The organism is Streptomyces mirabilis, from assembly GCF_018310535.1.
Classification (GTDB): domain Bacteria; phylum Actinomycetota; class Actinomycetes; order Streptomycetales; family Streptomycetaceae; genus Streptomyces.
Genome location: NZ_CP074103.1, coordinates 190,732 through 215,220 on the forward strand (window position 1 = coordinate 190,732; position 24,489 = coordinate 215,220).

General features: G+C 70.7%; 22 protein-coding genes and 1 pseudogene. 11 read left to right on the forward strand and 12 right to left on the reverse strand.

Annotated features, from left to right (window positions below):
* Positions 1-206 precede the first annotated feature (206 nt).
* Positions 207-2,891, forward strand: coding sequence for a magnesium-translocating P-type ATPase (mgtA, locus tag SMIR_RS41495; protein ID WP_212728662.1), 2,685 nt, complete (start codon positions 207-209; stop codon positions 2,889-2,891).
* Positions 2,892-3,500: 609 nt separating this feature from the next.
* Here mgtA and SMIR_RS44155 read toward each other — a convergent pair.
* The 7 genes from SMIR_RS44155 to SMIR_RS41530 all read right to left on the reverse strand — a co-directional run bounded on the left by SMIR_RS44155 (position 3,501) and on the right by SMIR_RS41530 (position 10,155).
* Positions 3,501-3,917, reverse strand: coding sequence for a hypothetical protein (locus SMIR_RS44155; RefSeq protein WP_249938693.1), 417 nt, complete (start codon positions 3,915-3,917; stop codon positions 3,501-3,503).
* Positions 3,918-4,121: 204 nt separating this feature from the next.
* Positions 4,122-5,177, reverse strand: coding sequence for a cytochrome c oxidase assembly protein (locus SMIR_RS41505; protein ID WP_422664544.1), 1,056 nt, complete (start codon positions 5,175-5,177; stop codon positions 4,122-4,124).
* 124 nt (positions 5,178-5,301) lie between these two features.
* Positions 5,302-6,756, reverse strand: coding sequence for a M23 family metallopeptidase (locus tag SMIR_RS44160; protein WP_249938694.1), 1,455 nt, complete (start codon positions 6,754-6,756; stop codon positions 5,302-5,304).
* A gap of 91 nt (positions 6,757-6,847) precedes the next feature.
* Positions 6,848-7,096 carry a hypothetical protein gene (locus tag SMIR_RS41515; protein WP_212728663.1) on the reverse strand — a complete coding sequence of 83 codons (249 nt, stop codon included), beginning with the start codon at positions 7,094-7,096 and terminating at the stop codon, positions 6,848-6,850.
* Positions 7,093-7,956, reverse strand: a complete 864-nt coding sequence (lgt, locus tag SMIR_RS41520; protein ID WP_212728664.1) for a prolipoprotein diacylglyceryl transferase — start codon at positions 7,954-7,956, stop codon at positions 7,093-7,095. The genes SMIR_RS41515 and lgt overlap by 4 nt, the downstream gene beginning before the upstream one ends.
* A gap of 85 nt (positions 7,957-8,041) precedes the next feature.
* The gene (lnt, locus tag SMIR_RS41525; RefSeq protein ID WP_212728665.1) at positions 8,042-9,628 is read right to left on the reverse strand and encodes an apolipoprotein N-acyltransferase; all 1,587 of its coding nucleotides are present in this window, start codon (positions 9,626-9,628) and stop codon (positions 8,042-8,044) included.
* A complete protein-coding gene (locus SMIR_RS41530; protein WP_212728666.1) occupies positions 9,625-10,155 on the reverse strand; it encodes a hypothetical protein in 531 nt (176 codons plus the stop codon). Before SMIR_RS41530 ends, lnt begins: the two co-directional genes overlap by 4 nt.
* A 276-nt stretch (positions 10,156-10,431) precedes the next feature.
* On the opposite strand from SMIR_RS41530, the gene SMIR_RS41535 reads away from it, so the two are divergent.
* Together SMIR_RS41535 and SMIR_RS41540 are read left to right on the forward strand one after the other, a co-directional pair.
* The gene (locus SMIR_RS41535) at positions 10,432-11,676 is read left to right on the forward strand and encodes a L,D-transpeptidase (protein WP_212728667.1); all 1,245 of its coding nucleotides are present in this window, start codon (positions 10,432-10,434) and stop codon (positions 11,674-11,676) included.
* 150 nt (positions 11,677-11,826) lie between these two features.
* Complete coding sequence (locus SMIR_RS41540) at positions 11,827-12,426, forward strand: hypothetical protein (protein WP_212728668.1); 600 nt, start codon at positions 11,827-11,829, stop codon at positions 12,424-12,426.
* Positions 12,427-12,576: 150 nt separating this feature from the next.
* Here the strand turns inward: SMIR_RS41540 and SMIR_RS41545 are convergent, their stop codons facing one another.
* Positions 12,577-13,353, reverse strand: a complete 777-nt coding sequence (locus tag SMIR_RS41545) for a cytochrome c biogenesis CcdA family protein (protein ID WP_212728669.1) — start codon at positions 13,351-13,353, stop codon at positions 12,577-12,579.
* The gene (locus tag SMIR_RS41550; protein ID WP_212728670.1) at positions 13,350-14,024 is read right to left on the reverse strand and encodes a TlpA family protein disulfide reductase; all 675 of its coding nucleotides are present in this window, start codon (positions 14,022-14,024) and stop codon (positions 13,350-13,352) included. The genes SMIR_RS41545 and SMIR_RS41550 overlap by 4 nt, the downstream gene beginning before the upstream one ends.
* Before the next feature lie 479 nt (positions 14,025-14,503).
* On the opposite strand from SMIR_RS41550, the gene SMIR_RS41555 reads away from it, so the two are divergent.
* Both SMIR_RS41555 and SMIR_RS44165 read left to right on the forward strand, forming a co-directional pair.
* A complete protein-coding gene (locus tag SMIR_RS41555; protein WP_212728671.1) occupies positions 14,504-15,535 on the forward strand; it encodes a C40 family peptidase in 1,032 nt (343 codons plus the stop codon).
* Positions 15,536-15,573: 38 nt separating this feature from the next.
* Positions 15,574-15,831, forward strand: a complete 258-nt coding sequence (locus SMIR_RS44165) for a hypothetical protein (RefSeq protein ID WP_249938741.1) — start codon at positions 15,574-15,576, stop codon at positions 15,829-15,831.
* Positions 15,832-15,913: 82 nt separating this feature from the next.
* Here the strand turns inward: SMIR_RS44165 and SMIR_RS44170 are convergent.
* Positions 15,914-16,192 (reverse strand): annotated as a pseudogene (locus SMIR_RS44170) (helix-turn-helix domain-containing protein); the annotation flags it as partial.
* Between SMIR_RS44170 and resB the strand changes: the two are divergent.
* The 4 genes from resB to SMIR_RS41580 all read left to right on the forward strand — a co-directional run bounded on the left by resB (position 16,176) and on the right by SMIR_RS41580 (position 21,223).
* The gene (resB, locus tag SMIR_RS41565; protein WP_249938695.1) at positions 16,176-17,900 is read left to right on the forward strand and encodes a cytochrome c biogenesis protein ResB; all 1,725 of its coding nucleotides are present in this window, start codon (positions 16,176-16,178) and stop codon (positions 17,898-17,900) included. The pseudogene SMIR_RS44170 and the gene resB sit on opposite strands and share 17 nt — an antisense overlap.
* Positions 17,897-18,973 carry a c-type cytochrome biogenesis protein CcsB gene (gene ccsB / locus SMIR_RS41570; protein ID WP_249938696.1) on the forward strand — a complete coding sequence of 359 codons (1,077 nt, stop codon included), beginning with the start codon at positions 17,897-17,899 and terminating at the stop codon, positions 18,971-18,973. The genes resB and ccsB overlap by 4 nt, the downstream gene beginning before the upstream one ends.
* Positions 18,974-19,033: 60 nt before the next feature.
* Positions 19,034-19,480 carry a hypothetical protein gene (locus tag SMIR_RS41575; RefSeq protein WP_212728672.1) on the forward strand — a complete coding sequence of 149 codons (447 nt, stop codon included), beginning with the start codon at positions 19,034-19,036 and terminating at the stop codon, positions 19,478-19,480.
* A 102-nt stretch (positions 19,481-19,582) separates the two neighbouring features.
* Complete coding sequence (locus SMIR_RS41580; RefSeq protein ID WP_212728673.1) at positions 19,583-21,223, forward strand: multicopper oxidase family protein; 1,641 nt, start codon at positions 19,583-19,585, stop codon at positions 21,221-21,223.
* A gap of 254 nt (positions 21,224-21,477) precedes the next feature.
* Here the strand turns inward: SMIR_RS41580 and SMIR_RS41585 are convergent, their stop codons facing one another.
* A complete protein-coding gene (locus tag SMIR_RS41585) occupies positions 21,478-22,392 on the reverse strand; it encodes a M56 family metallopeptidase (protein ID WP_212728674.1) in 915 nt (304 codons plus the stop codon).
* A complete protein-coding gene (locus tag SMIR_RS41590; RefSeq protein WP_212728675.1) occupies positions 22,389-22,760 on the reverse strand; it encodes a BlaI/MecI/CopY family transcriptional regulator in 372 nt (123 codons plus the stop codon). Before SMIR_RS41590 ends, SMIR_RS41585 begins: the two co-directional genes overlap by 4 nt.
* Positions 22,761-23,447: 687 nt before the next feature.
* Here SMIR_RS41590 and SMIR_RS41595 point away from each other — a divergent pair.
* Complete coding sequence (locus SMIR_RS41595; RefSeq protein ID WP_212728676.1) at positions 23,448-23,813, forward strand: helix-turn-helix domain-containing protein; 366 nt, start codon at positions 23,448-23,450, stop codon at positions 23,811-23,813.
* A 245-nt stretch (positions 23,814-24,058) separates the two neighbouring features.
* The gene (locus SMIR_RS41600; protein WP_212728677.1) at positions 24,059-24,352 is read left to right on the forward strand and encodes a hypothetical protein; all 294 of its coding nucleotides are present in this window, start codon (positions 24,059-24,061) and stop codon (positions 24,350-24,352) included.
* Positions 24,353-24,489: the final 137 nt, after the last annotated feature.

Sequence of the window (24,489 nt, forward strand, 5' to 3'; positions counted from 1 at the left end):
GCCCTTGCCCAGGAGCCCGATCCCGCCATGCGCGCACGACCGTACAACATGTGAGGCTTCATGCTTCCCGCCGAATCCCGATGCCGACGCCGATGCTCATGTGCTCATGGTGTCGCTGACGCCGACTCCGGCGGCGGTCCCCGCTCCGGCGCCGGCTCCGCGGTCCACCCCGATCGGGCGGGCGAGCGCACGCGCCGGGACCGGTCATGGTGACCGCGGCCCCGGCACCGTCGGCGGCCGTGGTCGGTATCGCGGCTGCCGCCGCTCAGCCCGCCGGGGAGGTTCTGCGCGGCCTGGAGGTGAGCGGCGCGGGACTGTCCGCGCGAGAGGCCGGGCGGCGGCTGCAGCGCTGGGGGCCGAACGCGGTCCACTCGCACCGCGCCCGCCTGCTGCTGGTGTTGTGGCATCAGTTGCGCTCGCCACTGCTGGGCCTGCTGTTGACCGCCGCCGTGATCTCGTACTTCGTCGGTGAGCGCAGCGACGCGCTGATCATCGGGGTCATCGTGGCGCTCTCCGTCGGCCTGGGGTTCGCCAACGAGTTCCGGGCGGAGAAGGCCGCCGAATCGCTGCACGCCCAGATCCGCCACTGGGCGGTCACACTGCGCGACGGCAGTCCGGCGGAGGTGGAGGTTACCGCCCTGGTCCCCGGCGATGTGGTGGAGCTGCGGCTGGGCGATGTCGTCCCCGCCGATCTGCGGCTGCTGGAGGTCAACGGGCTGGAGTGCAGCGAGTCGGTGCTGACCGGTGAGTCGCTGCCGGTCGGCAAGGACACCGCCCCGGTCCCGGCCGGTACTGCGCTGGCGGAGCTGTCCGGATGCGCGCTGATGGGCACCGTCGTGCACTCCGGCAGCGCCCGCGGCGTGGTGGTGTCCACCGGGGCGGGCACCGAGTTCGGGAAGATCGCGGCCGGGCTGAGCACCCATCAGCTGGAGACCGAGTTCCAGGTAGGACTGCGCCGCTTCTCGATGTTCCTGGTGTACGTGGCCGGGTCGCTGACCACGTCGATCTTCGTCATCAACGTCGCCCTGCACAAGCCGCTCATCGACGCGCTGCTGTTCTCGCTGGCGATCGCGGTCGGCATCACCCCGCAACTGCTGCCCGCGGTGGTCTCCACCAGCCTGGCCGCCGGGTCGCGGCGCATGAGTCGTCGGAAAGTGCTGGTCAAGCGGCTGGTGTGCATCGAGGACCTGGGCGACGTCGATGTGCTGTTCACCGACAAGACCGGCACGCTGACCCAGGGACGGATCGACTTCATGCGGGCAGTTCCGACCGGCGGCGAGTCCCCGCAGGACGTGCTGCGCTGGGGACTGCTATGCACCGAGAACGAACTCGACGAAAGCCACGTGGTGGGCGGTAACCCATTGGACGCCGCGCTGTGGGAGTCCCCCGCCGCCGCCTCCCAGCGCCCGGCCGCCACCCGCTGGACGCGGGTCGGTCTGCTGCCCTTCGACCATGAACGGCGGATGGTCTCCGTCGTCGTCGCCGGCGGCTCCGGCACGACCACCCTGGTCACCAAGGGCGCGCCCGAGACCGTACTGGAGCGCTGTGTGGACGTGCCCGACGCCGCCCGCCGGGCGCTGGAGGCGGAGTTCGCCGCCGGGAACCGGGTGGTCGCGGTGGCGACCCGGCCCGCCCCCGGGACGGCCGGTCCGGCCCCCGCGGACGAACGGGATCTGCGTCTGGCCGGGCTGCTGGTCTTCTTGGACCCGCCGAAGCACGACGCGGGCCAGGCGCTGCTCCGGCTCGCCGGTCTCGGTGTCACCGTCAAGATCGTCACGGGTGACAACCCGGCGGTGGCCACCAAGGTCTGCCACGACCTGGGCCTCAGCGATGTCGGCGCGTTGACCGGCGCCGACCTCGACACCATGGACGATGCGCAGCTCGCCGCCGCGATCGCCCGCACCACGGTGTTCGCCCGGGTCAGCCCGGAACACAAGGCCCGTATCGTCCGCGTCCAGCGGCAGACCGGCGGTGACGTCGGCTTCCTCGGTGACGGCGTCAACGACGCGCTCGCCCTGCACGCCGCCGACGTGGGCATCTCGGTCGACTCGGCCACCGACGTGGCCAAGGACGCCGCCGACGTCATCCTGCTGGAGAAGGACCTCGACGTACTCGCGGACGGCGTCGCCGAGGGACGGCGGATCTTCGCCAACACCATCAAGTACGTGCTCATGGGAACGTCCAGCAACTTCGGCAACATGTTCAGTGCCGCCGGCGCCTCGCTGTTCCTGAGCTTCTTGCCGATGCTGCCGTCGCAGATCCTGCTCAACAACCTGCTCTACGACACCAGCCAACTGGCCATCCCCACCGACGAGGTCGACGAGGAGCAGGTCCGCCGCCCCGCCCACTGGGACATCGGCTTCATCCGCCGCTTCATGGTCTACTTCGGGCCGATCAGCTCGCTCTTCGACTTCGCGACGTTCGCCGTCATGCTGTGGGCCTTCCACTCCGGACCGGCGCAGTTCCGCTCCGGCTGGTTCGTGGAATCCCTCGCGACCCAGACCCTGGTGATCTTCGCGATCCGCACGCGCCGCATCCCGTTCTGGCACAGCCACCCCAGTGTCCCGGTGGCGCTGACCACCGCCTGCGTCGTCGTCGTGGGCGCCATCCTCCCGGCCACCCCGCTGGCCCACACCCTCGGCTTCCAGCCCCTGCCGACGGCTTTCTTCGCCGCGCTGGCCACCATGGTCGTCGGCTACCTCGGCCTGGTCGAGATCGGCAAGCGGCTCTTCTACCGCACCGCCCGCGCCCCCGCCCGCCCCCAGCCAGCCGCCGGCCACCGCCACCTGCGCCGCCGCGCCGGCCGCTTCAGCACCGCCGACCGGCTCCAGCGGCCGGCGAGTTCCCGCTACCGCAGGCCGGCCGGAATCGGCCGACGGCAGCGGGTATGAAGGCAGCATCGCTCACTCGGCATTGGCGCCACGGCCGCTCGTCGCCCGGGTGCAGTGGCCGCGGGCCGCGAGGGGGGGCTCCCTCGCGGGCGCTCTGCGGTGCGGCGCCATGGTGTGGTGCCGGTGGTGTGCTCGATGCCTAGGAGGTCGTAGACCAGCGCGCCATCGAGCGTCTCGTGTTCGAGCAGCAGGCCGACGAGGCGCTTCAACTCCTCGACAACGTGTCCGGCGCTCACTGAAAACTCCCCACTCCGTTGAACGCCGAAGCGAGTGGAGCGACGAACGTGCCTGGCCCATTTCAGAGATGCCCTCACCGACGCCGCTGAGACCGCCTCCGAGCACACCCGCGGGACCTGCGGAAGTCCGGGCCGTATCCGCCTCCGCGACGACGGACCGCACACCTGGATGCAGAGCAGCTGCGACACCCGCCGCACCCTTTCCCGTACGACAGGCCGCGCCGGCGGGCAGCACCGAGTCCATCCGCTCAGATGCCTCCCGCCCGTAGAGTCCTCCTCTGCCGCCGAGTCCGGCGAGACGTGATGTCCGCCACAGGCGGCAGTTGGGAAAGGGACACGACGGGGCTTCGTAGCGCGACACACACCAGAGGTGTCAGCCCTGGTGCAAAGCGACACGACCTGCGGGGGACACGATCTCTGCGGAGACAAACCTGCTCGACAACTCCCGGTAATGGGAGAAGAGATGGTCATCCCCTTGCAAGCCGCCGTCCCAGGAGAAGACGACGAACTGAGGAGGCTTTTCACCGGGCTTGAGGGGCGTCGGCTTGAGCTGGCCTGGCTGCGGCCCGGTGTATGAGGTCGAGCCGTCCCCGATCACCTTCGTCTTGCCGTCCCACTTGGGCTCTTGTTTCCCCTTGCCCTCATCGCCCCCGTCGTCGGAGGACTTGCCGGCCCCTGAACCGGCGGGTGCCGCATCGTTTCCCCTTCCCAGTACCACCAGAGGCACGGTGATGCACGCGATGATCAGAGCAACCGCCGTGACCAGGAACCGGGGTCGGGCGGTGAGCAACCCCGGGACGCGAGTGCTGGTGCGTCTGCGGTGACGGCGGTGAGAGGTGGAGTTCATTGGTGGCGCATTCTGCGAGGAGGGAAAGCTGGGCGGGGAGGTGCCGTTGACGCTCGCGTCAGCTGAGCGGACTCGTGTGCACTGGATCAAACGCCATAGGGGACCGTGGCTGCCGGTGACCGGCCAGGCCCGTCGTCGGCAGCGGTCCTACGGGCGCCTGGGTGGCGTGTCCTGTGTGCGGCGTGCGGCGCGGAAGCGTTGCCCGACGATGCCCGGGTCGGTCTCCCACCACGGTCGTACCCGGTCGGCTTCGGCGTCACCGGCGCCGGTTTCTGCTGCCGTGTCGGCCATCGGTGGGGGGACGCGCTCCAGTTCGGCGTCCAGCCGCCGGTCGAGCGCCGCCGTGGTGGCCTTCTCGTTGCGCGCCCACTCCGCGAGCATGGCGATGAGGAACAGTAGGCCCACCAGTTCTGCGATGGAGATCATCGCTCCGCCGCCGATCATCTGGTCGCGCTGCACGTTCGGACCCCAGTCGCGTCCCTGGGCGGCGTACCACCGCCCGGCGAGAAGCGTGCTGCTGGTCATCACCACCAGTCCGGGGATGGCGTCGAAGACGCCGTCCAGGAACACCAGTGCCGCGCGCACCGGGTGGGTGCACCAGGCCGGCAGCAGTTCCTCCCCGGCCAGCATGGGCAGCACGAACAGGCAGCCCGAGACGAGGAGGTGCAGGTACATCAGCTCGTGCACCGCGCCGACGCGCAGCGCCGTGGCGAAGTACGGGGTGAAGTAGATGCCCAGTTCGGTGGCGACCACCAGCAGGGAGCTGACCAGCGGATAGGTCAGCAGGCGTACGACCCGTCCGGTCATGGCACGGCGCACGCGGGTGGAGAGGTGTGGCGGCAGTGCCCGCAAGGCCAGGGACAGCGGATCGCCGAGGGCCAGGCCGATCGGGGCGATCAGATCGAGGAGGACGTTCTGCACCGCGGCCGGCCAGAACAGGAGGCGGCTGTACACGGCCAGGGCGGACATCGTCGCGAACACGATCGTGCCCAGACCGATCACCAGGAAGGCGGTCGTCCGTCCGAACCGCCAGCGTTCTCCGCGGCGGTGCAGCCGGACCACGCCCCACAGGTAGAGCCCGCCGAGGAGCACCGCTACGACGATAGCCGCCGGGTCCGGCCGCCATGTGTCCAGGAAGCGGCCACCGGTCAGTTCCGGCAGCGTCAGGACGTGTTGGCCACCGCCGGCCGCGAGCGGCATCATCCCGTTTTCGCCCGCCCTTCCCACGCGTTCACGTGCGGCCCGGACTTGGCCCTGCCGGGATCTTCGGCGCTCCATGATGACGCGCCCATACGGCCCGTTCCGCCCCGGGTGTGGCTTCCGGGCCTCACGTCGGGTCGAGGCCGTGGCTGCGGAGCCACGCCAGCGGGTCGACCGCGGCGCCTCCGCCTGGGTGCACTTCGAGGTGCAGGTGTGGGCCCGACGAGTTGCCGCTGCTGCCGGCGTAGGCGATGACCTCGCCCGCTTTGACGGAACCCGAGCGGAACCTCGCGGAGGCGAGATGGCAGTACCAGGTCTCCGTGCCGTCGGGGGCGGTCACGATGACCATGTTTCCGTAGAACTGGTTCCACTTCGCTTGGACGGTGCCGTCCGTCGCGGCCATCACGGGCGTGTTCATGGGGACCGGGAAGTCGAGTCCGGTGTGCCGGTTCGACCACATCGAACCGACCGCCCCGAACAGCTCGCCGACCCCGCGCTGGGCGACGGGGAGCGCGTACTTCGGGCGGAGCGCCTCTCGATGCGCCGCCTCCGCCTTCTTCCGCGCGGCTTCCTCGTGCCTGAGTTTCTGCTCCTCCAGTCGCCGCTGCTGAAGGTCGACCCGCTCCTGGGCCCGGCTGGCCCGGTTGGCGAAGTCGCGGGCGTCGCCCGGGAGTTCGGCGAGTTGCGTGTCGAACTCGTTGCCGACGCCTGACGATGCGGTGAGCGGGCTTGTGTCGGCGTCGGCTTGCGTGGTGTCCCTGGCCCGGTCGCCGAGGCCGACGGAGGCGGCGGCGAAGCCCGCCATGCCCAGGACGGCGACTGAGGGAGCGGCGACAGTGAGGAACGCGGACCGCCGGGCCGACGCCCGGCGGTTGCGGCGATCGGAGCGACGCGGTGCGGGGATGGTCGCCACCGTCTCTTCTGAGGCGTTTCGGGAACCCTCCGGCTGGGATGTGTACTCCGCGCTGCTCTCAGTGTTTCCGTCGGAGAGGGCCGGCTCGTACTCCGGGCCGGGCGGCGGCTGGTGGGCGGGCGCATCGACCGGGCCGGAGTGGGCGGGTGCGTCGAGGAACGAGCCGGGCTCCTCGTGCGGAGCCGCTTCCCAGGCGGACGTGGACGCAGCGGTGGGGGTACTCCACGTGTAATGACCGCCGTTGGGCAGCTCGGCCGGCTCGCTCCACCCTGTCGCTGCCGGGTGGGCGGTACCCCACTGGTCGCTCGCGTCCGTGAGGCCGAGGGCCTCCGGTGGAACGGGACTTGGTATGTCCAGGACCGCTTCGTGGCAGGCGGTCTCCGTTTCCCAGATGGTGGCGGTGGCGTGGCCGCCGACGGCTTGCGGCAGGTGCGTGTCGGGATGCACGCCATGAACCGGCGGTATCTCATATCCCCAGTCGCCGGGCTGAGCTCCGTACAGCGGATCACCGTAGCCATGGGCAACGCCCCACTGATCGGCTGGGACGTACGAGTCGTAACCCACGCCGCCGGGTTGGACGCTCTGGGGTCCGTACTCGCCACCGCCTCCCTGCCAGTTGTTCAGAGCATGGGTGGTCGCGCCCCCGAAGGGGTACTGCTCGTCGGTCACCGGCTCTACTTTCGGCTGGGCAGCGGGAGGGGATTGGTCATGCCGCAGATGTCGTAACCTACTACGCCGCTTAGTGATCAAGCCCGAACGGCTACGACTTCGCGTCAAACACCCCGGCACGCCACGCCCCCACCGTGGCACCCACGATTCCGCCCGCGAGGTAGAGGACGGAGTGTCCGCCGGGGAGGGCCTCCAGACTGCTGAACTCCTCGATCCAGTTGAGCACGACCACCACCAGGCTGAGCCCGAGCAGGGACCAGCCGAAGATCCGGGATGGCACGGAGCGGGTGTGCATGCGCCCGATCTTGGTCTGGTTGGTCTTCTTGGCCTTCGTCATCATGCCGCGTTCGCTTTCTTCTGCTCGGGGACGGTCAGGGCCTCGGGGTCGGTCAGCTCTTCCCGGCCGGGCTGCTGACGGGTCGAGACCACGAGGTAGGCGACGGCGGCGGTGAACACCAGGACCGAGGTCCAGTCGTTCAGGCGCAGCCCCAGGATGCGGTGGGCCTCGTCGATGCGCAGGTACTCGATCCAGAAGCGGCCGGCGGTGTACGCGGCGGCGTACAGGGCGAAGGCTCGGCCGTGTCCCAGTTTGAAGCGGCGGTCGGCCCACAGGACCAGCAGCGCGACGCCGATGTTCCACAGGGACTCGTACAGGAATGTCGGGTGGTACGTTGCCACGTCCGGGCTGCCGACCGGGCGGTGCGCGGAGTCGATCTTCAGCCCCCAGGGGAGAGTGGTGGCCCTGCCGTACAGCTCCTGGTTGAACCAGTTGCCCCAGCGGCCGATCGCCTGCGCCAGTGCCAGGCCGGGAGCGACCGCGTCGGCGAAGGCGGGCAGCGGCACGCCGTGACGGCGGCAGCCGATCCAGGCGCCGACGGCGCCGAGGGCGATCGCACCCCAGATGCCGAGGCCGCCTTCCCAGATCTTGAACGCGTTGACCCAGTTCCTGCCCTCGCCGAAGTACAGCTCGTAGCTGGTGATCACGTGATACAGCCGGCCGCCGACGATGCCGAACGGCACGGCCCAGATCGCGATGTCGGCGATGGTGTGCCTGCCGCCGCCGCGCGCCTGCCAGCGCCGGGAGCCGAGCCAGACCGCCACGAAGACGCCGATGATGATGCAGAAGGCGTAGGCCCTCAGCGGGATGGGGCCCAGGTGGACGACTCCGGTCGACGGGCTGGGCAGGTAGGCGAGCTGCATGGCCGCAGTATAGGAGATACTGCTAAGCGGATTCGTAAACATTCCGTTGTGATGTCGCAGAGGCGGGTGGTCCAGGGCCAGCAGGTCAGCGGCCTGCGGCGGCGGGTAGCGAAGTCTTGTGGGGAGTCTCTTCGGAGAGGGGGAAACCGGCGGACGGGCCGGCGGACGGTCGCCTCCGGCGGAGCAGCCCGGCCGCTAGCCCCGCCACCGCCGGCCCGGCCAGCAGTGCCTCGGGCCACGTGCCGACGCGCTCGGCGACGGTGCGGCCCTCCATGAGTGGCACCCGCCGCTTAAGGGTGGCCGAGCGCCAGGTGCCCGCCCGGTCGGTGACCCGCCCGTCCGGCGCGACGAGGGCGCTGACCCCGCTGGTCGACGACACGGCGACTGCCCGCCCGAACTCGATGGCCCGGATCCGGGCCATCGCCAGCTGCTGGTCGGACTCCCCGCCTTCGAAGGCGCGCTCGTAGGTGGCGTTGTTGGTCTGGACGACCAGCAGATTGGCGCCCGCCCGCACGCTGTCGCGCACCCGTCCGTCGTACGCGATCTCGTAGCAGATCACGTCGCCGATGCGGACCCGGCCCGCCACGAGGGGTTTCGTCGAGCTGCCCGGGGTGAAGTCGCGCGGGATGAGCTGAAGCGAGCCGAGACCGCCGAGCAGGCCCCGGGCCGGGATGTACTCCCCGAAGGGGACGAGCTGCCGCTTGGCGTAGAAGGCGACCGGGCCCTGTCCGGGCAGCCACAGCTGTCCGGCGTTGTACGAGGTGTCACGCGGGCCGCGCAGGATGGCGCCGACGAGCAGCGGGCGGTCCAGGGCTCGTACGGAATCCGCCACCAGGGAGCCGAGCACCGGGTCGCGGGTGGGGTCGCTGTCCAGGGCGTTCTCCGGCCACAGCACCACGTCGGGGCGCTCGGCGCCACCCCGGCGTACCGCCGCCGCCAGCCGGGCGGTCTCGCGCGCGTGGTTCGCGGCCACGCCCCGGACGCGGGCCTGCTCGGCCAGGGAGCGGGTGCGGGGCACGTTCCCCTGGACGACGGCCACCACAGCGGTCCGCTTCACGGGACCGGCACTGGGCAGGGTCAGCGGTACAGCGACCAGCGTCGCGGCCCCGGCGCAGGCGGCGGCGAGCACCTTGCGCCGCCGGTCCGCAGGCGCCGTCGCGGCATACAGCAGCAGCGAGCCCAGCAGGGCCGTGACGAAGGTGAGCAGCGGGGCTCCGCCGAGCGCGGCCCAGGCGGCGTACGGGGCATCGGCCTGGCTGAAGGCGAGCCGGCCCCACGGGAAGCCGCCGAGCGGCGCCCGGCCGCGCACCGCCTCCACCGCCACCCACCAGGCGGCGGCGAACACCGGCCAGCCGGGCAGGGACAGCAGCTTGGGCAGCGGGATCGCCGCCAGGCCCAGGACCAGCGCCTGTACGACGGTGAGGGCGAGCCAGGGCAGCGTGCCCAGGTTGGCCAGCCAGACGATCAGCGGCCCGAAGAAGACCAGCCCGAAGACGGTGCCGGCCGCGAAGGCCGCCCGCTTGGAGCGCCCGCGTGCCGCGAGTGCGAGGAGCGCCGGGCCGAGCGGGGCGAGGAACCACAGGCCGAGGGGAGGGAAGGCCGCGTACAGCAGCAGACCGCCGCTGGCGGCCGGGGCAAGCGTGCGCAGGGCGGCGGAGATCCAGGGCTTCACGAGAGCAGCGCGCAGACCTCGGCCGTGCGCAGGCGGCGCACGAGCGCGTAGCCGAGCAGGGCGACGGAGGCCACGGCCAGCACCGGCTGCACCGGCGCCCAGTACGACAGCGCGCCGCTCACACCGATGGCCAGCACCACCAGCTTGTTGCAGATCGGGCAGCCGACGGCGAGCGCCGATCCGATCCCCCCGAGCAGGGCCCGGGCGGTCCGGGGGCGGTCGCTGGCGGGTTCCTCCTGGGAGCGGACCTCCCCGGACGCGGGATTCCAGGCCGCTTCACCGAGCGGTATCAGAGTGCTGCCGACCTGCGCGGGAAGCGCCGCGGCGCGGGGGCGTACATACGTTGCGACCAGCAAGCCCTCCAGCACGGAACTGACCGCCCACACCGGGTAGTTCCACCACAGCACCGGAGTCATCCGGGCATAGAAGGGCGTCGGGATCACGCCGGTGGGCACGCCGATGACGAGCGCCGCCAGGACGGTGACCGCGGCGGCCGCGAGCCACCGGCGGAGAGGCCACGTACGCATGGTGCTGCTCCTCCAGGAAAAGGGGTCGTCGGCCGGGCGGAACCGGGGGAGAGTGGGGACACGGGGAACGCGACCGGCCGCGACCGTCATCGTAGTCTGCGAACCTTCTTCGTAGAAGGGCGACTCGTTTGTGTCAAGACGTTCCCGTGGACTGCCCATGCGCAGACCGGTCGCGTCAGCAGAATCTGTCGTGCGTCGCACCCTCCGAACGGGAACCGGGGAGGGGTGTCGAACGTCTGTTAAATACCTTAGTGATGCTTCGAATGGAGGACGGCCGTGCAGTACAGCCGACGCGGGACCTCGGGGCCCGCACGTCCACGGCTGCGGCGCAGGCGGCTGGGATATGCCGCCGTCGCCGTGGCGGGGCTGCTCATCCTGGCCGCGTGCAGCCAGGGCGCTTCGTCGGCGTCGGGCGACTCGAAGCGGGGAGGCGGGGCCGCGTCCAAGGAGACCTCGACGCCGTCGGCCGCCGTTGCGGTCTCCCCCGTCGTGATGGGCAAGGAAGTCATAGCCGACGAGCCGCTCGTCGTCACTGCCCGCGGCGGGAAGCTGACGTCGGTCGCGGTCGCCACCCGCGACGGCACGGCCCTGGAGGGCAAGGTGTCCGCCGACGGCGGCACCTGGACCTCGACGCGCGGCACGGAGTACGGCACCACCTACACGCTCAAGGCGCAGCTCGCCGCTTCCGACGGCAGCAAGGTCTCGCGCAGCAGCAGCTTCACGACCGTGAGCAAGAAGGACATCTTCGTCGGCACCTACAACGTCAGTCAGGGCTCGACCGTGGGTGTCGCCCTGCCCGTGTCGGTCGTGTTCAACAAGCCCGTCCGCGACAAGGCGGCGGTGGAGCGCGGTCTCAGTGTCACGGCCTCCCCGGCCGTCGAGGGCTCCTGGAGCTGGATGAAGGACCGTGACGGCAAGGACCGCGTCGACTACCGGCCCCAGGAGTACTGGAAGCCGGGCACCGAGGTGAGGTTCGGGATGAACCTGGTCGGGGTGAAGAACGGCGGCCTGGTCGGTACGCAGAAGCGCGAGGTCGACTTCACCGTCGGCAAGTCCGTGACCACCACCGTCGACGTGGTCAAGAAGACGCTGACCCTGAGCGAGAACAGCAAGGCCGTCAGGACCATCCCGGTCTCTGCCGGGAAGAAGGACTTCGAGACCTGGAACGGCACCATGGTCGTGCTGAGCAAGGTCCCGACCATCCGGATGAACTCCCGCACGGTCGGCATATTCGGCCCTGAGGCGTACGACCTCGGCGCCGTCAAGTGGGACGTCCAGCTCACCCCCTCGGGCACCTACACCCATGCCGCGCCCTGGAACGAGGGCAAGTTCGGCAAGGTCAACGGCAGTCACGGCTGCATCGGGATGAGCACCGCCGACGCCAAGTGGTTCTTCCAGCGCGTGAACTTCGGCGACCCGGTCACCGTCGTCAACTCGAAGGACACCGTGGCCGTCAACAACGGGTACGGGGACTGGAACGTCGACTGGAACACCTGGAAGAAGGGCAGCGCCCTGAGCTGACCCTCCCGGCCGGTCCCGCTCCCCCGCGAAGCCTTTGCCCGTCCCGGGTAAAGGCTTCGTCATGTGTGGCGCCTGTGACTGAACGGCCGCCGGACCGCCAACGTACTAAGAGCGTCAGTAGGTACAGGAAGCATCACAAGGGAGAACTCCGTGTCCCGGCACCGTATCGCTCTCACCATGGCCTCGGGTGTCGCCTCGGCGCTGCTGCTGGCCGCGTGTGGCGCGTCGACCGACAATTCCGCCAACACTGGCGCCGCCGCGCCGGCCGAGACCACGGTTCCGGCCGATGGTGGCGCCACAGCCACCGCCGGGACCTCCGCAGGCAGTGGCGACATGGTCAGTACCGACATGCTCATGGCCAAGCAGACGTCCGACGGTATGGGGACGATCGTCACCGACGCCAAGGGCTGGACGCTCTACCGCTACGACAAGGACAAGGCGGCCATGTCGATGTGCACCGGCAGCTGTGCGCAGACGTGGATGCCGGTCATGGCGCAGGGCACCCCCAAGGTGATGGGTGTGCAGGGCAAGCTCGGCACCATCACCCGCGACGACGGGATGAAGCAGATCACCCTCGCCGGCTGGCCGCTGTACCGCTACATGGGCGACACCAAGGTGGGCGAGATGAACGGCCAGGGCAAGGACGGCACCTGGTCCGCCGTCACACCCGCGGGCAAGAAGGCGGTCACCTCCTCGTCCGGGAGCGGCTCCAGTCCGAGCAGCAGCATGTCCGGAATGCCTGGCATGTGAGGGGGTGCCGGTCGTGCTGTGCGTGGTGCGGACGTCGGGTTCTGGACGACTTCGAGAACTGCGCCGTCTGCCTGGCGCGCAGCAGCCGGATCTCCTCGCGCGGCTCGTCGATTGGAGTCTGTGGCTGGATGGGCGGTTCTCAGGCCGGCGTCACAGCGGCAGTTGGAAGCCGGTGATGAGTGACTGCATGCTCGCGATCAGCTCGCCCCACCAGCCGGTCACCTCCATCACGCCCACGGCCACCAGCAGCGCGCCGCCGAAGCGCATCACGCCGCGGGCGTGCCGCCGCGCGAACGCGAAGCGCCGGACGGCCCCGTCGAAGGAGAACGCCGCGACCAGGAACGGCACGCCCAGGCCGAGGCTGTAGGTGAATGACAGCAGGGCTCCGCGGCCGGCGCTCGCACTGTCGGTGGCGAGCGTCAGGACGGCGGCGAGCGTGGGGCCGATGCACGGCGTCCAGCCGATCGCGAACAGCGCCCCCAGTACGGGCGCACCCAGGAGCCCGGCGCGCGGGCGGTACTTCAGCCGCCAGCTGAGCCCGGACAGCGGCAGCCGCTCCAGCACCCCGGCGAAGAGCAGCCCGAGGACGATGGTGAAGGCGCCGAGCACGACGGTCAGTGTGCGCTGGTGCACCAGCAGCGTGGCACCGGCGCCCCCGAACAGGGCTCCGTAGCTGGTGAACACCACTGCGAACCCGGTGACGAACAGCAGCCCGCCGACCGTGACCCGCCAGCGCGAGCCCCGCCCGTCGGCCGGGCCGGAGGCGTTCGCGCCGGTCATCCCGGCCACGTAGGACAGGTAGCCGGGCACCAGTGGCAGGCAGCAGGGGGAGAAGAAGGAAAGGGCTCCGGCGGCGAGCGCCAGCAGCAGGGCGAGCAGCAGCGGCCCGGCCGCCACCGTCTGGCCGACTCCGGCAGCGAGGCTCATGCGGTTGCTCCCGTGCCCGGCTTCTCGGCGGCCAGCTCCCTGACCACGGTGTTGAGGGTCTCGTAGGACGTGGGGCCGATGATCCGGGCCGCGATGCGTCCGGACCGGTCGATGAGGACGGTGCTGGGCACCGCCGAAACCGGGACGCGGCCGTTGAAGCGCAGCACCAGCTGGCCGTCGGGGTCGCGGAAGCTGGGATAGGTGATCTTGTAGTTCCGCTCGAAGGCCTGGGCCGCCGCGTCGTTGTCCCGGGTGTCGAAGCCCACGAACCGCACGCCGAGCTTCCGTGTCGCGTCGGCGACCTTCGCCAGGGTGGGTGCCTCGGCGCGGCACGGTGCGCACCACGAACCCCACACGTTGATCACGACGACGTCGCCGCGCCAGGCGGCCAGGTCGAGCGTTCCGCCGCCGACCAGCTTGCCGCTGATGCGTGGCCCGGCGGGCCGCTTGCCGGCGGGGTACTGGGCGAAGGCGGACTGGCCCCGGTTGGAGGAGGCGGCCGAGGAGCCCGACGCCTTCGACGCGCCGCTGGATCCGCAGGCCGCGAGGGCCAGGCCCGCGGCGGCGGCGAGGGCCGCGGCGCGCCAGGTGCGTGGACATCGTGCGGGTTGGCGGGTGTTCCGCGTCGTCGGGGCGGAACGCCGTCCGGCGCATGGCGGTGGCGCTGCCATGGCGGTGCTCCTTCGCTTTCCGTTGGGAGGAGTGAACCAATTAGGTCACTAAGCAGCTTAGAGGTCGGTGCATGCGCCGGCCTGCCGGGGGTGCCGAGGCGGCGAGGGGGCGGGCATGCCGTCCGGACGCGCCCGGGTCAGGTTCGGCCGTCGGCTCGCTGGTGGTGTGGCCCTGGCCGGAACTACCTTTCGTGCCGGTAGTCGCGCACGCGCCGATCGCAACAGACATGCAGAATGGTCGAATTGCGGAATCTGCTACGCAACTTAGTGTCAGCATGCTGTTGCAGCGGGTGAGTTGCGCGTAAAGAATGTGCCCCGGGGCGGAGATTTTTCCAAGAGGGATTTGAACTATCTCTAAGAAACTTAGTAGCGTCTGGCCTCGAACCTCTGCTCGGTGATCACTCATGGGGAGTGACGGTGGAGGGGCACCGCCCGTCGGCTCATCGGCAGGCGGCTGGAGGAAGAAGGAGCTCGCCTTCGTGGCGTCCCACCGTCGACCCAAGCAGCCGAGCCGCACCCGCGTGACCGTGCTCACCACCGCCGCGGCCGCCGCCGTGGCCCTGAGCGCGAACGCCGCCAACGCCGCGCCGAGCGAGAGCAAGGACCAGGTCAAGTCCAAGGTCGACAAGCTCTACGAAGAGGCCGAGAAGGCCACCGAAGAGTATGACGGGGCCAAGGAGAAGCAGAAGGAGCTGGAGAAGGAGATCTCCGGCCTTCAGGACAAGGTCGCGCGCGGCCAGGACGAGCTCAACAAGCTCCGCGACGGCCTCGGTTCGATGGCCAGCGCCCAGTACCGCACCGGTGGCATCGACCCCTCCGTACAGCTCTTCCTCTCGTCCAACCCCGACGACTACCTCGACAAGGCGTCCACGCTCGACCAGCTGAGCTCCCAGCAGGTCGAGCAGCTGAAGAAGGTCCAGGAGAAGCAGCGTGCGCTCGCCCAGCAGCGCAAGGACGCCTCCGACAAGCTCAAGGACCTCGCCGCCACCCGCACGGAGCTGGGCAAGAAGAAGAAAGAGGTCCAGGCCAAGCTCGGCCAGGCGCAGAAGCTCCTCAACACCCTGACCGCCCAGGACAAGGCAGCGCTCGCCGCCAAGGAGGAACGGGCCAGTCGCGCCAGCGCGCGCAGCGCCCTCGGCGATGCGAAGCCGGCCTCCGGCCGGGCCGGTGCCGCATTCCAGGCCGCGCAGACCAAGATAGGTACGCCGTACGTGTACGGCGCCTCCGGCCCCAGCTCTTACGACTGCTCGGGCCTCACCTCGTGGGCGTACGCGCAGGCCGGTGTCTCCATACCGCGCACCTCGCAGGAGCAGGCCAACATCGGTACGCGCATCTACTCACAGAGCGATCTGCAGGTCGGCGACCTGGTGTTCTTCTTCGGTGATCTGCATCATGTCGGCCTCTATGCCGGCAACGGGCAGATCCTGCACGCCCCCCGCACCGGCACGGTCGTCCGGTACGAGTCGATGAGCACCATCGGCGGCCCCTTCGAGTTTGGCGTCCGGGTTTGATTGAGGCCTACTTGTAGGGCCCCACTGGATCTGTTGGATTGCCAGAACTGCTGTCGATTGCTGCGGAGAAACGCTCCCTGCGGGGCTCCTCCTGGGACTGGGTCGGCGGCATCCGCCTCAATGGCGTCGGCCATGCCGTCGTGCTCCTGCGTACCTGGGAGCTGCCGACCTCGATCCCCAACGGCCGGGCGGCCGCAGCCAACGTGTCCAGCGTCCACTCCGACGGCCCCGACTCTTCGGCCGCCCACAGGTCTCCGCTGAGCCGCACCTCCGGCCTCTCGGGCGGCCCTTCTTGACCAGGCCGATGATCCGGGACTGGTCGGCCTCGGTGATCCGCCGCCTGCGGCCCTGCCCGCCCAGGTCCTGCAGCCCGTCCGGCCCGGCGTGATGGAAGCGCTTCAACCAGCGCCGCGCCGTCTTCTGACTGCACCTCAGCTCGTCCGCGATGGCCGACACCCCGCAACCCACCCCAGCTCGATCATCCGGGCCTGCATCACCACATCTCGTGGCGCGTTGCGAGCCCGCGCCAGCCGGCCGCTCGGGTACCTCTCGATCAGCATCACACCGCGTGCGCCGGGGGCTGGTTCCGTCCCGGGGGGGCGCGCGCGAGGCGAGCCGGACGCTGTGCCAGACTCGGCGCGTGGCTGCTAAAGACATTCGTAGTACCCCCGGGTCCGCCACGCGCCAGGAAGTCCGCGACACCGACCTGGGTACCGCGCCCGACGAGCTGGAACTGGCCAGCAAGCCGGCCGAACCCGACACGCTCCTCGGCGGGCCGCGGCTCGGTCCGGTCGGCTGGCTGCGCTGGCTGTGGCGGACGCTGACCTCCATGCGGACGGCTCTCCTGCTGCTGCTCCTGCTCGCCCTCGCGGCCGTGCCCGGGTCCCTGGTGCCCCAGGAGGGGCGGCAGCCCGCGCAGGCCGCCGACTTCCGCCGACGCAACCCGGGTCTGTCCTCGCTGCTGGACAAGCTCGGCTTCTTCGACGTCTTCGCCTCGCCCTGGTTCGCCGCCGTCTACCTGCTGCTGTTCATCTCGCTGGCCGGGTGCATCGTGCCGCGCTGCTGGCACTACGTACGGGCCGTGCGGGCCCGCCCGCCCGCCGCGCCCCGCGTCCTGGCCAGGATGCCGCAGCATGTGCGCTGGATCGCCCGCGACACCGATCCGGGTGAGGCGCTGCTCACCGCCGTCGACGTCCTGCGTCGCCGTCGCTTCCGGGTCACCACCGAGTGGGGCGAGGACGGCTGGGTCGCCGCAGAGAAGGGCTACCTGCGGGAGGCCGGAAACCTGCTCTTCCACCTCGCGCTCTTCGGAATGCTGATCGCCCTGGCCATGGGCAGCCTGTTCGGCACCACCGGCCAGAAGCTCGTCCTGGAGGGCGACGGCTTCACCAACACCCGCACGCAGTACGACGACTTCAGCCCGGGCACGCTGGCCGACGGCGACCACCTCGAACCCTTCGGATTCCGGCTCAAGGGCTTCTCCGCCACCTACCAGCGCACCGGCCCCCAACGCGGCACCGCCAGCTCCTTCGTCGCCCGCCTCAGCTACACCAAGGGCGACGGCGGCACCCCGCGGGACGCCCGGGTGGAGGTCAACAAGCCACTCGACGTGAACGGCACCAAGGTCTTCCTCGTGGGCCACGGGTACGCGCCGGTCGTCACCGTCCGCGACGGCAAGGGCAACGTGGCCTGGAAGGGCCCGGTTCCCTTCCTCCCCCAGGACGGCAACCTGCGCTCGGTCGGCGTGGTCAAGGCCCCGGACGCGGTGGACACCAAGGGCAGGCCCGACCAGCTCGGCTTCTCCGGTTTCTTCCTGCCGACGGTGCTCCTCACCAAGAACGGCGGATGGCTGTCCACCTTCCCCGCCCCCGACCGGCCGGTCCTCGTCCTGACCGCCTACCACGGCGACCTCGGGCTGAACAGCGGGATCCCGCAGAACGTGTACCAGCTCAATAGCAAGCGGGCGACCCAGTTCAAGGACAGTGACGGCACTCCGTACGCCCGCGCACTGCGCCCCGGCGACCGGATGAAGCTGCCGAACGGGACGGGCTCGCTCAGTTTCGACGGCATCCAGCAGTGGGCGAGCTTTCAGATCGCCCGCAATCCCAGCAACGGCACGGCGCTGTGGAGCGCGGTCGTCATGGGCGCCGGGCTGATGGCCTCGCTCTTCGTGCGTCGCCGCCGCATCTGGGTCCGGGTCCGCCCGCACGCCGGCGCCGGCGCCGAGGTCGAGGTGGCCGGACTGGAGCGCGGCTCCTCCGACCGCCTCGCCGAGGAGGTCGAGGAGATCGCCGCCGAACTGGCGGAGCGACTCCTCGAAACACCCCAGGACACATCCGACTCCCGCCCCGAGGAACGACTGTGAACACCAACCCTCTCGCGGACCAGACCCTGGCCCAGCTGTCCAGCTGGCTCATGGACTCGGCGATCGCCGTCTACCTGCTGGCGTTTCTGGCCGCGTGTGCCGAGTGGACCTTCGGCAGCACGGGCAAGATCGCCCGCGCGTCGGCGGCGGTCGCAGCCAGGCCCGCCCCGGCGGGCGAGGAGCCGTCCACGCCCACCGGAGCCGCCGCATCGGGCGGCACCGCCGTGCTCGCGCCCGCCGCCACAAGGACCCGGCGGCAGGCACCGCCCGACGGCCCCGGCGTGGCGGGGGACAGCCCGCGCGCGGACATGCTCGGCCGGATCTCCGTCGCCCTCACCGTGCTGGCGTTCGGGCTGCACCTCGGCTCGGTCGTGACCCGGGGCCTGGCCGTGGCGCGCCCGCCGTGGGGCAACATGTACGAGTTCTCCACCGCCTTCGCCCTCATGGCCACCGGCGCCTACCTGTCCGTGCTCGCCACCCGCAAAAACGTCCGCTGGCTGGCCGTCCCCGTCCTGTTCTCCGTCCTGCTGACGCTGGGCCTCGCGGTGACGGTCCTGTACGTCGACGACGCCCAGCTCGTGCCCGCGCTGCACTCGTACTGGCTGTGGATCCACGTCTCCGCCGCGATCGTCTCCGGCGGGGTCTTCCACACCGGGGCCGTCGTCACCCTGCTCTTCCTCGGCCGCGACCGGTGGGAGGCGGCCGTCGCAGCGGGCCGGGACGGCGGGCGGCTGGCGACCATCTGGAGCCGTCTGCCCTCCGCCGCCTCCCTGGACAAGCTCTCGTACCGGCTCAACGTCCTGGTCTTCCCGCTGTGGACCTTCGCCGTCATCGCGGGCGCCGTGTGGGCCGAGGCCGCATGGGGCCGCTACTGGGGCTGGGACCCCAAGGAGACCTGGGCCTTCATCACCTGGGTCGCCTACGCCGCCTATCTGCACGCCCGCGCCACGGCGGGCTGGAAGGGGCGCCGTGCCGCGTACCTCGGCCTCGTCGCCTTCGCCGCGTTCGTCTTCAACTACTACGGCGTGAACATCTTCATCACTGGATTGCACTCGTATGCTGGAGTCAAGTAGACGCGGTACCCCTCGGGGGTATAGTGGCTGTCCCGGCAGGCGAAGCAGATGCGGAAGGCCATGACGACAGCCACGAACCGGCGGACCGTAGTCCACGGCAGCGCAGCGCGCTGGACGTGGGCCGCCGTCGTGGCGCTGGTTGCCGCCCTCGCCGTACTCGTCCACCACGACACGAGCGCCACGGCCGTGCGCGCCCCTGTCATGAGTGCGATGCCCGGCATGGACCACACGTCCGCGGCGATGACACCGACGGCGGCGTCGGCAGGACACGGCACGGCACTCGGGGCCGAGGATCCGGCCACGGGTGGCGACGCTGCATGCTCGGGTCCCGCCATGCAGCACTGCTCAAGCGGCGACCCGGGCACGACCCAGCTCGCGCCGCCGCCCGCCACGCCTCACGTCGACAGGGGCGACACGTCGTACGGGGTGCTCGCGGGACATGATCTTCCCGGCGTGCCGAACCGCGCGCCGCCCGACCTCTCCGTCCTCTCCCGTCTGTTGATCTAGGCCGCCCCCTGCTGGCTGCCGCCGTGCCTCCCCACGGACACGCGAGCGCAGCCGTCCGCAAGCGCCCCCGATCAACGGCATATCGAGAAGAGGACTTCCACCATGAACAGCATCAACCGCCGCTCGGTCCTGCTGGCCGGACTCGGCGTTGCGGGCGCCGGCGCGCTCGCCGCCTGCAGTGGCTCCGGCAGCTCCAGCGGTTCGCCCGCCCTGGTCAGCCCCAACGGCGCGGCCGTCGCCGCTGCCGAGAAGAAGCGCACCAGTACGGGAACGGTGCGCACCGTGAACCTGACCGCCGCGCGCGCCATGCTCGACCTCGGCGCCGGCCTCATGGCCAACAGCTGGGCCTTCAGCGGCCAGACGCCGGGCAAGGAACTGCGGCTGTCCGTCGGCGACACCCTCGCCGCCGAACTGTCCAACCAGCTGCCGGACAAGACCACCACCTCCATCCACTGGCACGGAATCGCCCTGCGCAGCGACATGGACGGCGTCCCGCCCGCCACCCAGACCTCCGTGCGGGCCGGCAGCAACTTCACCTACCGCTTCATCACCGACGCCCCCGGCACCTACTTCTTCCACCCCCACGTCGGTGTCCAGCTCGACCGCGGCCTGTACGCCCCGCTGATCGTCGAGGACCCCAAGGAACCGCTGTCGTACGACGACGAGTGGGTCGTCGTCCTCGACGACTGGGTCGACGGCGTCACGGGCACCCCCGACGAGGTCTACGCCGAACTCAAGCAGGGCATGGGGGGCATGGACATGGGGGGCATGGACATGGGCAGCTCCAGCCCCAGTCCCAGCAGCTCCTCCAGTGACATGGGGGACATGGGCGGGATGGACATGAGCAACATGAGTATGAAGAGCGGGAGTTCGGCCTCGCCGTCCGCCTCCGGCGGCATGTCGATGAAGTTCATGCTCACAGATTCCAAAAGCAAGCTGCTCGGCGGCGACGCCGGTGACGTGAAGTACCCCTACCACTTGGTCAACGGACGGGTGCCGACGGACCCGGCCGTCTACACCAGCAAGGCGGGCAAGCGCATCCGCCTGCGCATCATCAACGCCGGCGGCGACACCGCGTACCGGGTGGCGCTCGGCGGCCACAACCTGACCATCACCCACACCGACGGCTTCCCGGTCCAGCACCAGCAGGTCGACGCCCTGCTGGTCGGCATGGGCGAGCGGTACGACGTCCTGGTCACCCTCGCGGACGGTGTCTTCCCGCTGGTGGCGGTCGCCGAGGGCAAGAACGCGAGCGGCATGGCGCTCGTCCGCACGGGTTCGGGAAGCACGCCGAAGCCGACCGTATGGCCGAAGGAACTGGACGGCATGATCATGACCGCCTCCCAGCTGAAGGCGGCGGACGACGTCCGCCTGGAGTCGAGGAAGACCGACCGGGTGCACCGCATCGAGCTGACCGGCGGCATGGACAAGTACAACTGGGGCATCAACGGCAAGCAGTTCGACATGAACAACCCCACCGCGAACCCCATCCTCGTCGAGCAGGGCCAGCGGGTCCGCCTCGACTTCGTCAACAAGACCACCATGTGGCACCCGATGCACCTGCACGGCCACACCTACCAGCTCGGCAGCACCGGCCCGCGCAAGGACACCACCATCGTGCTGCCGAAGAAGACCGTGTCCGTCTTCTTCGACGCCGACAACCCCGGACAGTGGATGATGCACTGCCACAACGCCTATCACGGTGAGGCGGGGATGATGGCGCTGGTGGCCTACCAGGCCTGACCGCCGATTCGGTCCGGGGCGACTCACGACCGTCCCGGGCCGGAGGATGGGCGGCGACCCGTCAGGCCGCGCATGGGGCCGTGCCACTGCTCCGGGCGCGGTGTCGGGCAGGTCCTCAGACCCGCACGCAACTGGAACGGCATGGAGTCGATCGGGTCGTACTTCACGTTCTGCCCGGTCCGGGGCGCGTGCAGGACCATGCCGTAACCCGCCTCCTGGAGGCGGGGCGTGCAGCGCGTGGCTCGGCCTCGAGGTCAGCCGATGACAGGGGCGCAGCCGATCAGCAGAGGCAGCAGCGGAACGGCCGCGACCGTCGCGGCCACCGTCATCGAAAGTGCCCGGTGAGGCCGCCGCCCGGGCGCCAGGACCCGCTGGAGCCGCAGGAGGGCGCCGGGGCCGCCGGCGGAGAATGCGCCTTGAGGTACTCCGGACGTGGCCATCTCGTACAGGGCGGTGGCGAGCACGTCACGCGGGTGGCTGCGCAGCGCGTGGTCGTCGGCGATCATCTCGAGCAGCACCGAGGTCTGCTCCCTGGCGTGCCGGGCCAGCGGCAGCCACCGAAACGCCCGGGCGAACGCCTCCGAGGCGGCCATGGCCAGGTGGTGCCGGCCCGCGATGTGGGCCCGCTCGTGTTCCAGCACGGCGGCCAGCTGTCCGGCGGAGAGCAGGCGCAGAGCGCCGTCGCTGACGACGACGCGGGAGCGGTACCCGGGCAGGCAGTAGGCGGCGGGCCGTTCGTGATCCACCACGGTCGCGCGCAGCGCAGCCGAGCGGCGGCCCACGATGTCAAGGACGCGCCGGTGACGGCTGCGGACCCGCCGCGCCCGCAGCACCTCGAAAACGAAGGAACCGAGCGGGAGCAGCACCACAAAGACGGGCAGGGCGACGGCGAGCCCGTCCGCGGTGTCGGGATCGGGGGCACTCCCCGGCCCGGCGGCCAGCCGGCAGGAGTGCAGAAGGCCGGTCAACCCCGCGTGGAGGTGCTCGGCCGGGACGGCGAGGTGGTACGCGGCCAGGGCGAGGGCCATCGTGAACGACACGGTCAGCGCGTGCCAGGTGGCGACGGCGAGCGCCGGTGAGCGGCGCGGCCAGTCGCTGCGCACCATCAGCGGGGGCGCGAGGAAACCGATCGCACTCGCGTAGCCCAGGAGCGCGGCGGCCGCGGTCACGCGTCCGCGTGCCTTCCCGCGCCGCGCAGGGCCTTGCGCAGCGCGGCGAGTTCGGCGGGCGACATCCTGCCGACGAAGTGGCCGAGCGCCACGGGCCGGTCCTCACTGGCACTGAGCGCGTCCTCCATGAGGGCGGCGGAGTACTCCTCCCGCGTGCGCACCGGCTCGTACAGCCAGGCGCGGCCCTCCTTCTGCTCACGCAGCAGCCAGCCCTTGGCCTGGAGGATGTTGGCCACGGTCATCACCGTCGTGTACGCGACGGGCCGCGTCCGGTTGATGTCGTCGACTATGTCCCGCACGGTTGCCGGGCGCCTCCATCTCCAGAGACGGTCCATGATCTCCGCCTCCAACTCCCCGAGCCGTCGCATGAGCAGCTTCTCCCTCTCCGCCGTGGATTCACGTCAATCGTAGAGTGCGGCGGACCAACGGTGGCTCAAGGCCGCATGCGGCGGTGCCGGGCGCTTGGCCGTCGGCGCGGGGAGGTCGGGGTTGCGGGACGGCTGCGGCAGCGATCCCGCGGTCGCGTCGTCCTTCGGCGTTGGGTGTAGTTCGAGCTGCACCCTTCGGCGTTTGCGTGCTGGACGAGTGGCACGCCCCGCCCTGGCACCGGACGCCGCGTGTGTGATGCGGCCGGTTCCGACACGTTCCCGCCTCGCGAGGCGGGAACGTGTACGGGCCGGCCGGCCGGGTCTGCCCGTCACACGGCCATCATGACCAGAGCCGCGGACATCGCCGCGCCCATGCCGGTGTGCGCGGCGGGTGTTGCGTTCGGGGCCGCGCTCCGGCTGCATCGTGGGCCCATCGCGTCGGCCGCAGTCGCGACGCCACTGCGCGCGGAGTGCGGGCCCTGACTCCTACAGGACCCGCACGTGAATCCGCAGTTGTGCATACCGCGTGCACCTCACCGAGGGCCCCGGCCCGCCTTCCTGCGAACGCCGGGGCGCCACGCGAACCGAGACCCTTGGTGAACGAGGTGTCGAAGGGGAGCCTAGTGCTAACTCAATTAGTGGTCCAGCGGCTTCCCGAACTGTCCGCGCACCCCCGGAGGCGGCCGGATGAAGAAGTTCAAGCCGCGGCCGGGCTTCACCGTCCTCGCGCACAAGGTCGCGCTGGACCCGAACGCCACGACCAACCGCCACCTGCACTCGCACGCGGGTGCCGCGCGGCCGGCGTACAACTGGGCGGTCGCGTACATCACCGCCGTGTGGTGGCAGCGGAAGGCCGAGAAGTCGTACGGCATCCTTGAGGAGCAGCTCACCGAGTGGCGGTCGTGGTCGTTGCCCTCGCTGCGGAGGTGCCGGGCGGGATCCGTATGCGGTCAGACACGCCGATCCCAGGCCCAGCCAGCGGATCGGACGGCCGGCTTGAGGGCTGCGGGTCACCGCGGCCGGCCCCGGCGGGTACCGCCGCGCCGGGCCTGACGGCGGTACCCCTGCCGCGTAGGGGTCGAACGGTCCCCTGGCGGGACCCAATCGCCCCTGGGCATGCACCACCGGGCGGGGGGATCGTGATGGTATCCGCGCTACCGGCGCGCTCCCAGAGGCTCTGGAGGGCTTTACGGTTCCTTGTCTCCGGGGAACACGCCGCCTGCGATACACCCGCCTCGTCCGGCGGCACCCCCGCTGAACCCGCGCGGCCGTCCGGGGGACAACGTAGGGAGCCCACCATGACCGGATTCCTCACTTCCAACTGGATCTGGATCCTCCTCATCGGCGCGATGCTGGTCATGCACCTCGGTCACCGTCACGGCGGTCACGGGGGCGGCGGGGGGACGGGCGGCTGCGGCGGCGGTGGGGGGCACGTGGGCCACGACGCCCGTCAGGACGACCACACCGGTCACGGGGACCGAGGTGGCCGGGCAGGTCCGCCCGATGAGCGCCCCGATCTGCACAAGCATTCCGGCCACGACCAGGCAGCGGACGACGCCCCGGCGCCGCCCCGGCGGCACGGGGGCTGCTGAGGGCCGGGACGGGGATGCTCGTCGACGGGGAGGAGATCGGCGGCGGGCAGCCCTCGGCCCGCGGCGTCCCCGCGCGCGGTGTCGGATGCCGGTGACGCGACCCCGGCGGGTCACGGTGACGCTTCCGGGGCGTCGAG

Coding starts and splice junctions, on each gene's coding strand:
- mgtA (WP_212728662.1), top strand. CDS start 207: ATGGTGACCGCGGCCCCGGCACCGTCGGCGGCCGTGGTCGGTATCGCG.
- SMIR_RS41505 (WP_422664544.1), bottom strand. CDS start 5,177: ATGATGCCGCTCGCGGCCGGCGGTGGCCAACACGTCCTGACGCTGCCG.
- SMIR_RS41515 (WP_212728663.1), bottom strand. CDS start 7,096: ATGATGACGAAGGCCAAGAAGACCAACCAGACCAAGATCGGGCGCATG.
- lgt (WP_212728664.1), bottom strand. CDS start 7,956: ATGCAGCTCGCCTACCTGCCCAGCCCGTCGACCGGAGTCGTCCACCTG.
- SMIR_RS41530 (WP_212728666.1), bottom strand. CDS start 10,155: ATGCGTACGTGGCCTCTCCGCCGGTGGCTCGCGGCCGCCGCGGTCACC.
- SMIR_RS41545 (WP_212728669.1), bottom strand. CDS start 13,353: ATGAGCCTCGCTGCCGGAGTCGGCCAGACGGTGGCGGCCGGGCCGCTG.
- SMIR_RS41550 (WP_212728670.1), bottom strand. CDS start 14,024: ATGGCAGCGCCACCGCCATGCGCCGGACGGCGTTCCGCCCCGACGACG.
- SMIR_RS41575 (WP_212728672.1), top strand. CDS start 19,034: ATGACGACAGCCACGAACCGGCGGACCGTAGTCCACGGCAGCGCAGCG.
- SMIR_RS41580 (WP_212728673.1), top strand. CDS start 19,583: ATGAACAGCATCAACCGCCGCTCGGTCCTGCTGGCCGGACTCGGCGTT.
- SMIR_RS41590 (WP_212728675.1), bottom strand. CDS start 22,760: ATGCGACGGCTCGGGGAGTTGGAGGCGGAGATCATGGACCGTCTCTGG.
- SMIR_RS41595 (WP_212728676.1), top strand. CDS start 23,448: ATGAAGAAGTTCAAGCCGCGGCCGGGCTTCACCGTCCTCGCGCACAAG.
- SMIR_RS41600 (WP_212728677.1), top strand. CDS start 24,059: ATGACCGGATTCCTCACTTCCAACTGGATCTGGATCCTCCTCATCGGC.